The 14,155-nt window shown below is 65.7% G+C and carries 16 protein-coding genes; 8 read left to right on the forward strand and 8 right to left on the reverse strand.

Translation table 11 applies throughout. The annotated features are described in order from the left end of the window. The first annotated feature begins 166 nt into the window (after positions 1-166). The 5 genes from rpl18a to V5A53_RS07575 all read left to right on the forward strand — a co-directional run bounded on the left by rpl18a (position 167) and on the right by V5A53_RS07575 (position 2,835). On the forward strand, positions 167-340 hold the full coding sequence (gene rpl18a / locus V5A53_RS07555; RefSeq protein ID WP_178289529.1) for a 50S ribosomal protein L18Ae: 174 nt from the start codon (positions 167-169) through the stop codon (positions 338-340). After that, on the forward strand, positions 337-795 hold the full coding sequence (pfdA, locus tag V5A53_RS07560; RefSeq protein ID WP_332312980.1) for a prefoldin subunit alpha: 459 nt from the start codon (positions 337-339) through the stop codon (positions 793-795). Before rpl18a ends, pfdA begins: the two co-directional genes overlap by 4 nt. A gap of 5 nt (positions 796-800) precedes the next feature. Next, positions 801-1,850: a signal recognition particle-docking protein FtsY gene (gene ftsY, locus V5A53_RS07565; protein ID WP_332312981.1), complete on the forward strand. Its 1,050-nt coding sequence runs from the start codon at positions 801-803 to the stop codon at positions 1,848-1,850. 24 nt (positions 1,851-1,874) lie between these two features. Further along, positions 1,875-2,261 (forward strand): hypothetical protein, encoded by a 387-nt coding sequence (locus V5A53_RS07570; RefSeq protein WP_332312982.1) that lies wholly within the window; start codon positions 1,875-1,877, stop codon positions 2,259-2,261. Between the two features lie 121 nt (positions 2,262-2,382). Further along, positions 2,383-2,835: a hypothetical protein gene (locus V5A53_RS07575; RefSeq protein ID WP_332312983.1), complete on the forward strand. Its 453-nt coding sequence runs from the start codon at positions 2,383-2,385 to the stop codon at positions 2,833-2,835. 25 nt (positions 2,836-2,860) lie between these two features. Here V5A53_RS07575 and V5A53_RS07580 read toward each other — a convergent pair whose 3' ends face one another. After that, the gene (locus V5A53_RS07580) at positions 2,861-3,613 is read right to left on the reverse strand and encodes a crotonase/enoyl-CoA hydratase family protein (RefSeq protein WP_332312984.1); all 753 of its coding nucleotides are present in this window, start codon (positions 3,611-3,613) and stop codon (positions 2,861-2,863) included. Between the two features lie 286 nt (positions 3,614-3,899). On the opposite strand from V5A53_RS07580, the gene V5A53_RS07585 reads away from it, so the two are divergent. Then, positions 3,900-4,409: a YqaA family protein gene (locus tag V5A53_RS07585; protein WP_332312985.1), complete on the forward strand. Its 510-nt coding sequence runs from the start codon at positions 3,900-3,902 to the stop codon at positions 4,407-4,409. Between the two features lie 35 nt (positions 4,410-4,444). Here V5A53_RS07585 and V5A53_RS07590 read toward each other — a convergent pair whose 3' ends face one another. Next, entirely contained in the window at positions 4,445-5,878 is a 1,434-nt protein-coding gene (locus V5A53_RS07590) for a DHH family phosphoesterase (protein ID WP_332312986.1), read from the reverse strand. A 54-nt stretch (positions 5,879-5,932) separates the two neighbouring features. Between V5A53_RS07590 and V5A53_RS07595 the strand changes: the two genes are divergently transcribed. Beyond that, positions 5,933-6,409, forward strand: coding sequence for a GNAT family N-acetyltransferase (locus V5A53_RS07595; protein ID WP_332312987.1), 477 nt, complete (start codon positions 5,933-5,935; stop codon positions 6,407-6,409). On the opposite strand, the gene V5A53_RS07600 is transcribed toward V5A53_RS07595, so the two are convergent. The 4 genes from V5A53_RS07600 to V5A53_RS07615 form a co-directional block, all read right to left on the reverse strand. Continuing rightward, complete coding sequence (locus tag V5A53_RS07600) at positions 6,406-7,122, reverse strand: uroporphyrinogen-III synthase (protein ID WP_332312988.1); 717 nt, start codon at positions 7,120-7,122, stop codon at positions 6,406-6,408. The two genes, V5A53_RS07595 and V5A53_RS07600, sit on opposite strands and share 4 nt — an antisense overlap. Positions 7,123-7,179: 57 nt before the next feature. After that, positions 7,180-7,950, reverse strand: a complete 771-nt coding sequence (cobA, locus tag V5A53_RS07605; protein WP_332312989.1) for a uroporphyrinogen-III C-methyltransferase — start codon at positions 7,948-7,950, stop codon at positions 7,180-7,182. Next, the gene (gene hemC / locus V5A53_RS07610) at positions 7,947-9,011 is read right to left on the reverse strand and encodes a hydroxymethylbilane synthase (protein ID WP_332312990.1); all 1,065 of its coding nucleotides are present in this window, start codon (positions 9,009-9,011) and stop codon (positions 7,947-7,949) included. The genes cobA and hemC overlap by 4 nt, the downstream gene beginning before the upstream one ends. A gap of 191 nt (positions 9,012-9,202) precedes the next feature. Then, positions 9,203-10,162 (reverse strand): transcriptional regulator, encoded by a 960-nt coding sequence (locus V5A53_RS07615; protein ID WP_332312991.1) that lies wholly within the window; start codon positions 10,160-10,162, stop codon positions 9,203-9,205. 143 nt (positions 10,163-10,305) lie between these two features. Between V5A53_RS07615 and V5A53_RS07620 the strand changes: the two genes are divergently transcribed. Continuing rightward, positions 10,306-11,574 carry a tRNA(Ile)(2)-agmatinylcytidine synthase gene (locus V5A53_RS07620; RefSeq protein WP_332312994.1) on the forward strand — a complete coding sequence of 423 codons (1,269 nt, stop codon included), beginning with the start codon at positions 10,306-10,308 and terminating at the stop codon, positions 11,572-11,574. Positions 11,575-11,618: 44 nt separating this feature from the next. On the opposite strand, the gene V5A53_RS07625 is transcribed toward V5A53_RS07620, so the two are convergent. Both V5A53_RS07625 and argS read right to left on the reverse strand, forming a co-directional pair. Then, entirely contained in the window at positions 11,619-12,707 is a 1,089-nt protein-coding gene (locus V5A53_RS07625; protein ID WP_332312992.1) for a pyridoxal-phosphate dependent enzyme, read from the reverse strand. Positions 12,708-12,871: 164 nt separating this feature from the next. Further along, on the reverse strand, positions 12,872-14,155 hold a 1,284-nt coding region (gene argS / locus V5A53_RS07630; RefSeq protein ID WP_332312993.1), incomplete at its 5' end, for an arginine--tRNA ligase.

Genomic DNA, 14,155 nt, shown 5'->3' on the forward strand with positions numbered 1-14,155 from the left:
CCCGCTTAGCGACCGCGAACCCACCGAGGGCTTTCCGGCTGTTCGCGGTCAAGGAGTTGCCACTTTCGATTTATAAAGAAACACCGCGCCGAATCACATCCTCAGCACTGGCTTCAACAGAGACGGGTTAGGAAGATACTTCCCGCTCGCGCGCCGTGTCACGTATATGAGTGAGTTTACTGTCCGCGGTTCCTTCCCCGCTCGCTTCGGCGAGCAGGACTTCGAAAAGCAGATCGACGCACCGAACGAGAACGTGGCTGTCGAGCGCGTCTACACGAACTTCGGCTCCCAGCACGGCCTGAAGCGTACCCAGATCGACATCGCCGAGGTGGACGCATGAGCCTCGGTGGCGGCGGTGGCGGCGGCGCAATGCAGCAGATCCAGCAGCAGATGCAGGCCCTCGAAGAGGAAAAAGAGGCCATCAAGGCCGAGATTCGGAACGTCGAAAACGAGCAGGACGAGATCGACGAAGCCATCGAGGCCATCGAGACGCTCGAAAGCGGTTCGACCGTACAGGTTCCCCTCGGCGGCGGCGCCTACGTCCGCGCGGAGGTCCAGAACATGGACGAGGTCGTCGTCGGATTGGGCGGCGGCTACGCCGCGGAGCGAGACAGCGAAGGCGCAGTCGAATCCCTCGAAACCAAGAAGGACACCCTCGACGACCGCATCGCGGAACTCGAAGCCGAGATCGAGGAGGTCGAGGAGGAGACCTCGGACCTCGAGGAGAAGGCCCAGGAGATGCAGCAACAGCAGATGCAGCAGATGCAACAGCAGATGCAGCAGGAAGACGAATAGGGTAGATGTTCGACGGACTGAAGGATAAACTCGGCCGGTTCAAGGACGACGTCGAGGAGGAATCCGACGAGCCCGAAGCCGAGGAGGGCGAAGCGCTCGACGAGGAGTCGGCCGAGACGGCCGAAGAGCCGGCTGCAGAGCCCGAAAAGGACGACGAAGACGACGGCCCCGGCCTCGCGAAGAAGGCCGCCCTCGCGGCGACCGGTCGGACGGTCATCACCGAGGAGGAACTCGAAGAGCCCCTCGAACAGCTCGAACTCGAACTCCTACAGGGCGACGTGGAGATGAGTGTCGCCAGCGCGATCACCGACCGCATCCGCGAGGAACTGGTCGGTGCGACCCGCAAGCAGGTCGAGTCGGGCGAGCAGGTGGTCGAACGCGCCATCGCCGACGCGCTTCGGGATGTCATCAGCGTCGGCCAGTTCGACTTCGAAGAGCGCATCGCCGAGACCGACAAGCCCGCAGTCGTCGTCTTCACCGGCGTCAACGGCGTCGGCAAGACCACCACCATCGCGAAGATGTCTCGGTGGCTCGAGGAGCGCGGCTACTCGTCGGTGATGGCCAACGGCGACACCTACCGGGCGGGCGCCAACGAGCAGATCGAGGAGCACGCCGACGCCCTCGATACGAAGATCATCACCCACGAGCAGGGCGGCGACCCGGCGGCGGTCATCTACGACGCCGTCGAGTACGCCGAGGCCAACGACGTCGACGTCGTGTTGGGCGACACCGCCGGTCGCCTCCACACCTCGAACGACCTGATGGCCCAACTGGAGAAGATCGACCGCGTGGTCGATCCCGACCTGACGCTGTTCGTCGACGAGGCCGTCGCCGGCCAGGACGCGACGAACCGCGCCAAGGAGTTCAACGACGCCGCCGAGATCGACGGCGTCGTACTCACGAAGGCCGACGCCGACTCCCAGGGCGGTGCGGCCATCTCCATCGCTCACGTCACCGGCAAGCCGATCCTCTTCCTCGGCACCGGACAGGGCTACGACCACCTCGAACGGTTCGACCCCGACGAGATCGTCGACCGGCTACTCCGAGAGGAGTAGCGAGGATCGGAGCGAACCCCTCGAATGCGTCGCGCCCCCGCGGTCGCACTGGTTTTGGTTGCCGTCGTCGCCGTCGGCCTCTGGCTGCTCCCGACGCTACTGCAAGCGCCGCCAGAGGCCGTCCCGGACGCGTCCTTCGAGGTGAGCGGTGACCCCGCCGAGGACCGACTCGTCGTGGAATACGTCGATGGCGACGCGTTCGAATCGGGCGAACTCGCCGTCATCGTCTACGAGGACCGACCGGTCGTCCCCGACCGCACGGTCCATCGGACGACGTGGGAGACGAACACGACGATTCGACCGGGTGACCGACTGGAACTCGACGACCCACGCTTCGAGGCGGGCCAGCGCGTCGTCATCCGGTGGTTCGGCGACGCCGGGCAGGCGAACCTCCACGAGACCGACCTGTAGCCGCTTAAATAGTATGGCGAATACTCGGGGCAACCCTTTTCGATACGGCTGTGGGATAGTGGCACATGCTTGGACGCCGTCGGACGTTATCAAGTGGTGCTAGCCCCGGAGGTGGTCGCTGATGTCGACCGACCGAGAGGGCCCGGTCGATTGGGGGGAACTGCGGGAGCGACTGCGGGAGTTCTACGTGTACGCGTTCCTGCCGCCGAGCGTCACGAACGACGAGTTCGACGGCGACTCGGAGGCCGAGAGCGAAATCGATGTCGAAACGGCGACCCAGCCGACACCCGAACCGACCACTGCCGACCGCGAATACGGCGAGTTCGAGTTCGTCGAGTGGCTCGCCTCGGGCGAGTCGGGCTTCGAACCGATCGACATCGGCGAGGGACCGACCGAACCGGCCGAATCAGCGATGCCCGAATCGGGGCCGACCACGGGCCCACGCCTCGGCATCAAACCACACCCCGCGAAGGCCGCCACCTACGCCCTCTTTCTGGCCGTGCTGACCCTCGCGGTGCTTTCGGTCGTCGGCTACGCCCCCGTTCTCGGGCCCGCGACGGGACTGGGCGGCTGATCGCCGCGTTGTTCGCCTGCGGGCGTCACTCCTCGTCCGGTACCCCTTCGCCGCTCCGGCCTTCGCCGCCGGCGAACCGGTCGGCACCTTCGTGTGCGGTTTCCAGCGCCCGGGAGCCGTGCCAGCCCTCGACGGCTAAGCCTCGTTCGAGGGATTCTCCAAGGCCGTCGTAGACCGCCTGCCGGTCGGTTCGAACGGTCTCCTGTGGGAACCCGGCGATTACCTCACCGAGTTCGACGGCCGCATCGAGCGCCGCACCCTCGTCGGCGAGGCGGTTGACGAGTCCCCACTCCTTGGCTGTTCGTGGGTCCAGTTCGCGCCCGGTCAGGATGAGTTCGAGTGCTCGTCCGAGACCGACGATATGCGGGAGTCGCTGGGTGCCGCCATCGACCAGCGGCACGCCGAATCGGCGTTCGAAACAGCCGAACGTGGCGGTTTCGCTGGCGACCCGGAGGTCACACCACAGCGCCATCTCCAGGCCGCCGGCGACACAGTGGCCCTCGATGGCGGCGATGGTCGGCTTGGAGACCCGCTTGCGCGTGAATCCGAGCCAGCCATCGGGGCGGTCCTGCAAGTCCATCGATTTCAGGTCCGCGCCCGCGGAGAAGGTGCCCTCGCTGCCGGTCAACACGCCGACGAGCGCGTCGTCGTCCTCATCGAAGCGTTCCCACGCCTCGCCCAGTTCCTTCGCTGTCGCGTTGTCGATAGCGTTGCGTCGCTCCGGCCGGTCGACCCTGACGACGGCGACCGGTCCCTCTCGCTCGTAGTGGACCGTCATACCGCCCGCACGGCCGAACAAGGTATAAAAAGCATGGCAGGAACCCCAGCATAAACTATATGTCGCGATATAGAATTACGAATATGGGAAACAGGAGTGATCAGGCGAGACCACAGGCGCGTCGTCGAATACGAGCGGCGAGTCATGCTGTGATAGAGACGGTCATACACCATAATCGGCATCAGCGTCCGACATCGACACGTACTAGCCGGACGGGAAAGACGGATTACCTAACGACTTGCCCATAGCACTGTCACTACCGCTGGGTTCGCTACTGTTTTCCCTCATGGGGGGTGCGGAGACGCTCATCGAGTCAGCGACCGGGTGGCCCGGCATGGGCATCATCTTCGTGTACTCGTTTCTGATCGCGTTCGTGCTTCCGGGCCCGAGCGAGGTCGTCCTCGTCGCGCCGCTGGATCTCGGCCTTCCGACGTGGGCCAGTCTCGGGAGTATCATGCTCGTAAGCGCCGTCGGGAAGGCCGCCGGAAGCGTATTGGCGTTCCACATCGGCCAAGAGGTCAAACGCGCCGGGCCGATCGTTCGGTGGTTACGCCGGTCGCGGTGGGATATACTCGAATGGTCGGAGCGGCGTTCCGTCCAACTCGCCCAGCGCTACGGGTACGGCGGCCTCGCGCTCGCGCTGTCCGTCCCCTTCTTCCCCGACACCATCTCGATCTACGCCTTCGCCGTACTCGAACGGGACTACGTCCGGTTCGCCGCGGCGACGTTTGTCGGAAGTCTGGGCCGCCTCATCGTCACGGTCGGCTTCTTCGGAAGCATCTCGCTCGCGTTCTGAACTGATCGTCGCCTCCCGGCCCCGGCAAACCGGCGTCACAACTGTTCGCCGACGATGCGGTCGGCGTGGTCGATAAACGCTTTCTCCTCGCCGGCCGGAATCGTTGCACCCGCCGCGACGTCGTGGCCTCCGCCGTCGCCGCCGACGGCCTGTGAGGCCTCCCGCATCACGACAGAGAGATCCAATCCCTGACTCACGAGCGGACCCGTCCCACGGCTCGACACCTTCGTCTCCTCGTCGTTCTTCCGAGCGAAGGCGATGATGGGCATATCGCGGGAGACGCCGTCTGCACCCATCGACATCCCCGCGATGATGCCGACGATGGTCTCGCGGATCTCCTCGCCCGAATCGAACCACTGGAGGTGGTCTTCGGTCGTGACGCCGTTCTGCTCGACCCATTCGATACCCTCCGAGAGGTTCCGGCGGTGGTTCCGCAGGAGTTCCTTGGCGCGGTCGTAGGCACTGTCGCGGTCGCCGAGACAGACAGCCAGGCCCACGTCCGCGCGCTCGTAGCGAGCCGTCGCGTTCAGGAGCGTCGAGAACTCGCTTGCGTCCCGCAGTTCCGTGCCGACCGCTTCCTCCCGGAGGAGGTAGGTCGTCCCGACGAGGCGGTCGATCTTGAACGCCGGGACGCCACGGCCGACGGCGTGTTGGACCAGGGCGCTGGCGACCGTCTGCCGTTCGTCGTCGGTCAGGTCGACCCACCGTTTCCACGACCCGTCGGCCCGACACTCGACATCGAGGTCGTCGAGAAACGAGACGGCACCCCGTTCGTCGTTCGTGACTCCGGGAATCCGTACGTCGGAGGCGAACTCGAGGAGTTTGGGCAGGGGTCGGGTCTGCTTGCCGTAGACCGCGAGGTCCTTGGTCTCTTCGAGAACGCCGGCGTCGACGCCGTCGGCGACGATCTCGCTGTTGGCGCCGTGGAGTTCGCCGCTCGAGGCCTGCATGTCGCCGACCGCGCCGACCACGGCGAGCGCGGCCAGATCGCGGTTGTCCAGCCGTTCGTCCTGCCCGGAGTTGGCCGCGAGCGCTCGCGCGAGCACGTACGCCGCACCCGCGCCGGACATCTCCGAGGCGCCGTCGATGCCCTCCAGCAGGGGGTTGAGATGGAACCCCGTCTCGGCCTCGGCCGGCTGGTGGTGGTCGGCGATGACCGGCGTGAAATCGCCTGCATCCTCGTGGTCGGCGATGATGTCGAGTTGGCCGCTCCCGAAGTCGGTGAAAAGCACCGTGTCGTAGTCCCGTTCGGCGATTCCGGCGATTGAGTCGGCGTCGAGTTGCTTCTCGAAGACCGTCTCGAAGGCCAGTCCCGCCCGCTCCAGCGCCGTCGACGCGACGGCGGCGCTCGTCAGGCCGTCGGCGTCGATATGGGAGGCGAGCAGCACGCGGTCGGCCTGGAGGAGCCGTTCGGCACACGCCTCGGCGCGAGCCTGTAGCGTCGGAACGGGAGCGTCGGCGAGACTCATCGTAGGGTTGCTAATGCAGTATAGAATTTAAACCTCCGCACAGTCGGTTCTCCCATGCGTATCCGCCCGGCCGAACGCGAGGACTGCGAAGCGGTCATGCTCGTCCACGTCGGCGCCATCATCGAACACGGGCCGAACGCCTACAGCGACCGGCAGGTGGCGGCGTGGGCGGCCAAAACCGAGGGCGTGGCGCGCTACGAGCAGGCCGTCGATGATCCGACGACGGACCTGCTCGTCGCCGAAGTCGACGGCGAGGTAGCCGGATTCGCGGAACTCGACCGTGCTGACGAGAAGATCGAGGCACTGTTCGTCGCCCCGGAACACGGTGGGGCGGGAATCGGCACCGCGCTTCTGGAGGAGTGTGAAACGCGCCTCCGGGACCTCGGCGTGGAAATCAGTTGCCTCGAAGCGGTACTGAACGCGGTCGGTTTCTACGAGGCCGCTGGCTACGAGCGGGTCGAACGGGTTACGAACACGACGACCGCCGACACCGAGGTCGAATCCATAATAATGCGGAAGCCGCTTGATTAGAGCCGGTCGGCGACGGCTTCGGCGAGCACTTCGAACTCCGCTACCTCGGGAACGATGTCGACGTCGATGCCGTTGGCCTCGGCCGTCGCGGCGGTCGGGTCGCCGATCGCGCCGACGACGGCCTGATTCAGGCCGGTGACGGCCTCCGCTCGGATGCCCCGCTCGTCGGCGGCATCGAGGAAGTGTTCGACGGTCAAAGAGGAGGTAAAGCAGGCACCGCCGAGTTCGCCGTCGGCGGCCAGTTCGGCCGATTTCCCCGCCTCCGGCGGACGAACCAGACGATAGAGCACCGTTTCGTGGACGTACGCGCCGGCGTCCTCCAGCCCATCGGTCAGGACCGGCGACCCGTGGTCCGAGCGGGCGACTTCGACGCGCGACCCCTCGACCATATCACGCATATGGGTGACCAACCCTGTCGAGGAGAACTCCTCGGGGACGTGGTCGACGCTGTAGCCCGCCGAACGCAACACATCGGCGGTCGGCGAACCGATGGCAGTTATCTCGCCGCGTGGCTCCCACCCGGCCTCGGCGGCGAGTTCGACTCCCGTCTTGCTCGTCAACACCGTGTAGTCGGCGTCGTTCCGGGGCGCTTCGCCCGTTGGGTCGACTTCGAGCATCGGGTCCGAAACCGGTTCGTGGCCGAGTTCGCTGACGATCTCGGCCGCTTCGGCAGCTCGCTCGTCGTCGGGACGGAAGAACGCGATCTTACGCATTGTTCGTGGCCTCCATTTGCCGTTCGAATCCGATTTGATATATCATCATATACTTCATCACCTCTCCTCGACCGGATTGCGCCCGTTCTGCAGGAACGCTTTGACTCGCTCTCGTGAAGCCGCAACGCCGCCGATAACGGTGATCGCCGGCGGTTCGATGCCTTCCTCGTCACGCACCTCGACGATGGTCTCCAGCGTTCCGACTGCGACCCGCTGGTCGGCCCATGTCGCCCGTTCGACCAAGGCGACTGGCGTGTCGGGGGCCATCCCTGCCGAAAGCAACTCGCCGGTGTACATCGGCAACTTGCCGACGCCCATCAGCACGACGAGGGTCCCGCCGGTCGCCGCCAGCGCCTCCCAGTCGACGGCGGATTCGTCTTTGGTCGGGTCCTCGTGGCCGGTGACGAACGTCACCGACGAAGCGTGGTCGCGGTGGGTGACCGGAATCCCGGCGACGCCGGGGCCAGCGATGGCGCTCGTGATTCCGGGCACGTACTCGAAGGGGATCTCGTTGGCCGCGAGATGCTCGGCCTCCTCGCCGCCGCGACCGAAGACGAACGGGTCGCCGCCTTTGAGGCGGACGACGGTCTTGCCCTCCTCGGCCAGTTCGACGAGGCGCCGGTTGGTGTACTCCTGTGAGGTGCGTTCGCCGTCGGCTCGCTTGCCCACGTCCTCGCGTTTGGCCTCGGGGATGGAACCGAGGATTTCCGGGCCAGGTAGTTTGTCGTGGAGGACGACATCGGCCTCGTCGATGAGTCGCTTTGCTTTGACCGTCAACAGGTCGGGGTCACCGGGGCCGCTTCCGACGAGGTAGACCTTCCCCGTCATTCACCGGTCTCCTTGCGGGCCCGTTCGATGAGCTCGGCAGCCCCTCGATCGGCCAGTTCCGCCGCGAACTCCCGGGCGGCCGACGGATGCTTTTCGGCCGGGACGTCTTTCGTCGCCTCGATCTCCTCGGTACCGTCCTGTGAGAGGACGCGCACACGCGTATGGACGAACTCCCCCTGGAGGACCGCATAAACTCCGATAGGTGCGACACATCCACCACCGAGCGTACCGAGAATCGTCCGCTCGACGGTGGTTTCGACCCGCGTCCGGGGGTGATCGAGGTCCGCGTGGAGTCGCTCCGCGAGTTCGCCGTCGCGGGCCGTCACCGCGATGGTCCCCTGGCCCGGTGCGGGGACGAACGTCTCCGGGAGGCGCTCGTAGTCGAGTTGTGACAGCAGGTTACTCCGTTCGAGGCCGGCCTCTGCCAGTACGATGGCGTCGAATTCCGTTTCGGGTTCGCGGCCGAGTGCCTGCCGTTCGAGTTCGGTGAGGTCGTCGAACCAATCGTCGACGCTCCGGTTGAACGACGCCTCGATTTCGCCTTCCTCGGCCTTGACGCGACGCTCGTGTTCGGCCTGTAGGGTCGGCGCCAACAGTTTCTGGACGCGCGTATCGACGTTCCCTCGAAGGGGTTGGACATCGAGGTCCGGGCGGGCGGCGAGCAACTGCGCTTTCCGGCGGAGGCTGGAGGTACCGACCGTCGCGCCGTCGGGCAGGTCCTCTAGCGTCGTGCCCTCCGGAGTGAGGAGTACGTCGCCCGGTGCCGCGCGTTCGGGCAGGCCCGCGACAACGAGATTCTCCGGGAATTCCGTCGGCATGTCCTTCAACGAGTGGACGGCCGCATCCACCTCGCCGTCGAGGACTTTCTCGTCGAGGCTGCGGACGAACGCGCCGGTCTTGCCGAGCCGGTGGATGAGTTCGTCCCGTACCTCGTCGCCGGTCGTCGACACCTCCACGAGTTCGACCTCCCGGCGGCGACCCCGTAACTGGTCGGCCACCGATTGGGCCTGCCGCAACGCGAGATCGGACCCGCGAGTCGCCAGCCGTATCGTTTCCGTCATACCCGAATCTCCGGCGCGCCGGTTGAAACGCCCTTCGGCTTCCTTGGACCGACGGTTCGGATACCCTCGGGAGAGTAAATAAACCACATCCAGCTATAGGAAATCAGTTGGCTGTCATCAGGGAACGACCGATACCGACAGGAAACTCGGAGATGACTCTACGGGAGCGAAAGCACGAAAACGGCGAGCGGTCAGGCTTCCATCTCCGCGCGCTCGCGGATTAGGTCTTCCAGTTCGTCGGGGTCGGTGATGTGTTCGATCTCGCCCCGTTCGATGAGGGCAGTTCCTTCGACGGAATCCTGTCGCGCACGGTCGACGACGTACACGGAGCGGGTTCGAGTTACCTCGCCGACGGAGGACATGATGCGGGCACGCTTTTCGGCGGTACGGTTGAAATCCGAGTGCCCGGTGAGCATCTTCCGTTCGCGCTGTTCGTCCTCGCTGACCGCCTTGAACGGTGCGCGCATCGTCGGGTGTACCTCGAAGCCGACGCGGGTGAGGACGGTGATGAGATGGGAGTCGTCCGGGTCGGCCTCCGGTTCGTCGGGGTCATCCATCTCGTCTCGCACCTCGTCGGCGCCTTCGAGGACTGCGACAGGACTGGCCAGCGGTTGGTCGAAGAGGTCCTCCAGTTCCGCGGCGACCTCGACGGAGGCGTTCATCCCGTCCTCGTACTTCGAGACGGTACGTCGCGAGACGCCGAGTTCGCTGGCGAGTTTGCCGAGCGACCAGTCCCGCTCGGAGCGGGCATCCGAGAGCAGTTCACCGTCGATGTTGACGTAGAGTCCGCCGGGGGCGGCATAGATGAGCGGCGGTACCGCCTCGATGAAGAGGTCCATCGCTGTCTCCGGCGAGAACACCGGAACGCCGTGTCGGAAGTATACGACGCCGGGTTTCAGGTCCTCGTCGCGGGTCCGGAGCCCGATGACGATAGGGGTAGCATCCAGGTATTCGCCCAGTCGGCGCATCTCGGCGCCGGTGTAGCCGTCGAAGGCGTCGATGTTCGCCAGAATCTTCAACAGCAACACGTCGTCACCGCGTCGAGCGGCGATATCGAAGCTCTTTGGCCGGATGGCACACCGGTCGCTCACCGTGAAGCCAGCGTCGTCGAGCATCGCGGTGATGTTACCGACCAGTGCGGACCGTGACATAGAGGTATGTAAGCGTTTCGCCGCTTAAATGTGTTTCCCCGTTCAGACCGTCGCTATCCGGCGGTTATCGGCCATCGATGGGAGTGGGTACCCAGACGGCAGCAATCGAAACCCCGTTGGGACAGGGCTGTCTACGGTCGGTAGTGACCGTCCTCGGCCTTGACGATACGGATTCCCGGGAACGCGGGATGTGTACGACCTACGTCGCCGACACCGTCGCTCGCCGACTGGCAGAGACGGGATTGACCGTCGATCGAGTCCTCCTGATCCGCTGTAATCCGGCAGTCGAACACAAGACCCGAGGGAACGCGGCACTGGCTGTTCACACCGACGCTCCCATCGAGACGGCCTTCGATGTCGCCGAAGGCGTCGTCAGCGACATCGCCGAAACCGCCGACGAACGGACCAACCCCGGTATCGTCGTCGCGCCCGGCAATCCGAGCGACGTTCCGGGCAAGGTCATGCGTTTCGCCCGTGAGGCGGCCCGGGGCCACCACACCCGCACGGACGCCCGCGAGCACATCGAAACCGCCGGCTACCGCGCTCGTGGATGGAAGAACGGCCGCGGTGTCATCGGCGCGCTTGCGGCGGTCGGCGCGTGGCGTGGCTTCACCGACTGGACCTACGAGCACATCACCTATCGGGAGCCGGATCGCTGGGGGACCGACCGGGAGGTGGACGTCGATTCGGTCTTCGAGGCCGCCGACGCCCACTACCCGGACGTGTGGGATACCGTCGACCGCGGGAGCGGGGAAGCCGTCTGTGTCCCGCGAACGCCGGGGCCCGTTCTATATGGCATCCGCGGAGACGACCCCGAAGCCTGCAGTGCTGTTTCCGACCACATCGAAAGCGAGTCGGTCGACCGCTCGCGGACGTTCGTAACGAACCAGGGGACCGACGCCCATCTCCGGGATGGTGCCGTCTCGACTGCACGAGACGGCCACGCGTATCGGCTCGACGGCCGCGTCGCCGACGCACCGGAAACGCGCCGGGGGGGCCACGTCTTCTTCGGCATCGAGGACGTCGACGATAGCCTCGCGTGTGCGGCCTTCGAACCGACCAAGCGGTTCCGCGACCGGGTCCGAAACCTCCGTGTGGGCGACCGGCTCACCGTCTGCGGCGAGGTAAGCAACGGAACCCTGAAACTGGAGAAGTTCGCCGTCCGGGAGTTGAACCGGACGGAACTGGTGACACCGACCTGTCCCGACTGTGGCCGAACCATGAAATCGGCGGGCCGCGGACAGGGCTATCGCTGTCGGGAGTGTGGAACCGACACCGAGGGGAAGGCCGAACGGCGGATCGAGCGCGACCTCGAGATCGGCTGGTACGAGGTGCCACCACGAGCACGACGCCATATCGCCAAACCCCTGATTCGCGGCGGGTTCGATGCGCAGATCCATCCCGAAAAATAGACGAGGCGGACGGCTCGAACGAGTCGTCGGAGTAGTAAGCGCCGTTACCCTTTCAGGCCGCTGCCGGTCAGCGGCACGACTACGTCGTCGGTCGGTTCGATGACCCCCCGGTCTCGGTATGCTCGAAGCGCCGCGGGCGCAACCGCGCAGGTCGATTCAGTGTAGAAGCCGGCCGCGTGAAGGCGCTCCAGTTCGGTTGCGACAGTCCTCTCGGAGAGCGCGATGGCATCGCCATCCGTTTCCTCGATCGCGTCGAGGATGTGATGCCGTTGCACCGGCTCTTGGATCTGGATTCCGTCCGCGATATCGTTGTGTCCTTCCACAGCGCTTTCGCCGTGGAGTTCCGCGGCGATAGGTGCGTACCCCGCCGCCTGTGCGCCAAGGAGTTTCGGCATACGGTCGGTCCAGCCCGCGTCCCGAAGCGCTCGGAACCCGTAGTAGGCACCGAGGAACAGCGTGCCGTGGCCCAGCGGTGTGACGACGGCATCCGGGACCGACCAGTCGCGCTGGTGGGCCACCTCGTAGGCGAAGGTCGCCGTCCCAGCAAAGAAGGCGGGGTTCCACGCGTGGCTGGCATACCACGCGTCGCCGTCTTTGACCGCGTCGATGCAGGCATCGGTGACGTCCTGTCGCGTTCCTTCGACGCGGGTGACCGCCGCGCCGGCACGACGGATGGCCTTGACCTTGGACTCCTTGACGCCCGCGGGAACGTAGATCTCGGCGGGGAGGTCCGCCCGCGCCGCGTAGGTGGCGATAGCGGCGCCGGCGTTACCGGAGGAATCCTCGACGACGCGGTCGGCGCCGACCTCCTTCGCGCGGGTGAGCGTCGTCGTCGCGCCGCGGTCCTTGAACGAACCGGTCGGAAAGACGTACTCCAGTTTGAACGTCACGTCCCAGTCGGGCGCCTCGACCAGCGGCGTGTAGCCCTCTCCGAGCGTGACGCGGTCCTCGGATTTCGCGCCGACGGGCAGGAACTCCTCGAAGGCCCACAGGCCGTCGCGAGGGTCGAGGGGCGCTTTCTCGGGCGAATCGACCGACGGGAGTGGCTGGTCGGCGAACGTCAGCGGTTCGCCGCATTCACAGCGCCAGCGGTCGGCGTAGGTCCGACCGCACTCCGGGCAGGCGAGGTCCATACCAGTAGGTCGGCGGACGTGCCCCTGTGGGTTTCGGTGGCGAACAGGTGGAACACTCCCGGTCGACCATCCGTATTCCACGCAACTGCCCCGGCGGATAGCCGGCGACTCGTCAGGTCACGGGCTGTCTGGTCGCGCTATCGCTTATAAACAGTCGGCCAGTTCTACATCGACGTGGGTGCTTCGACACCGAGCACGTCGAGCGCGTTGGCCATCGCGTGTTTGGAGGCGGCGACGAGCGCCAGGCGCGCGGCACGGGTGTCCTCGTCGTCGGCGGTGAGGACGGGACACTCCCGATAGAAGGTGTTGAATCGGTCGGCGAGTTCGCGGGTGTAGGTGGCGAGTTGGTGGGGTTCGAGGTCCTCGGCGGCCTCGTCGATGACGCCGGGAAGACGCGCAACGGCACGGATGAGGTCGCGTTCGGCGTCGGTCGTCAGGTAGTCGGTATCGGCGACGGGTTCGACGTCGCCGGCCTCATCCAAGATGCCACAACAGCGCGCGTGGACGTACTGGACGTAGGGGGCCGACTGGGCCTCGAAGTCGAGTGCCTGCTCCCATTCGAAGGTGATGCCCTTGGTGGGCTGTTTGGAGACGATATCGTAGCGGACGGCGCCGACGCCGACCTGCCGGGCGATGCGCTCGATATCCTCTTCGTCCAGTTCGTCGTCCCGGAGGCGGTCCTCGACGCGGTCCTCGACTTCCTCGCGGGCGCGTGCGATGGCCTCGTCGAGGAGGTCGTCCAGTTGGACGCCGGTGCCCTTCCGGGTGGACATCTTGCCCTCGGGGAGGTTGACGTAGGAGTAGATGACGTTCGCCAGTTGGTCGGTGTCGTTGCCCAGCAGTTCGAGGGCCGACTGCAGTTGGTCGGCCTGGAGTTTGTGGTCCTCGCCGAGGACGGTGACGGCGCGGTCGAAGTTGTCGAACTTCCACTCGTGGTGGGCGAGGTCACGGGTGGTATACAGCGAGGTGCCGTCCGCGCGGAGGAAGACGAGGTTCTTGTCGATGTCCTCGAACTCGAGTTGCCAGGCGTCCTCCTCGTAGACGGCCTGGTCGTGTTCTTTGAGTCGGGCGACGATGTCGTCGGTGGAGCCATCGCGCATGAAGCGGGTCTCCTTGACGAACTCGTCGAACTCGGCGGGCAGGCGACCGAGACACTCCTTCATCCCGCCAAGGACTGCATCGACGACCTCCTCGACGCGCTCGTAGACGGCCTCGTCGCCCTCTTCGAGGCCCTGCAGGATGGCCTGAATCTCGTCTTCGGCGGCCTCGACTGCCTCGGGGTCGGCGTTTTCGAGGTATGCGTTGCCCTTCCGGTAGTAGCGGACCATGCGGTACTCGGCGCGGTCCCGGGCCGGTTCGGGGAGGTCGGATTCGTCGAAGGTCTCGTAGGCCCACGTGAAGACGGCGATCTGGCGGCCGGCGTCGTTGACGTAGTAGTGGCGCTCGAC

Origin of the sequence: Natronomonas sp., assembly GCF_036625485.1 — an archaeon.
GTDB lineage: Archaea > Halobacteriota > Halobacteria > Halobacteriales > Haloarculaceae > Natronomonas.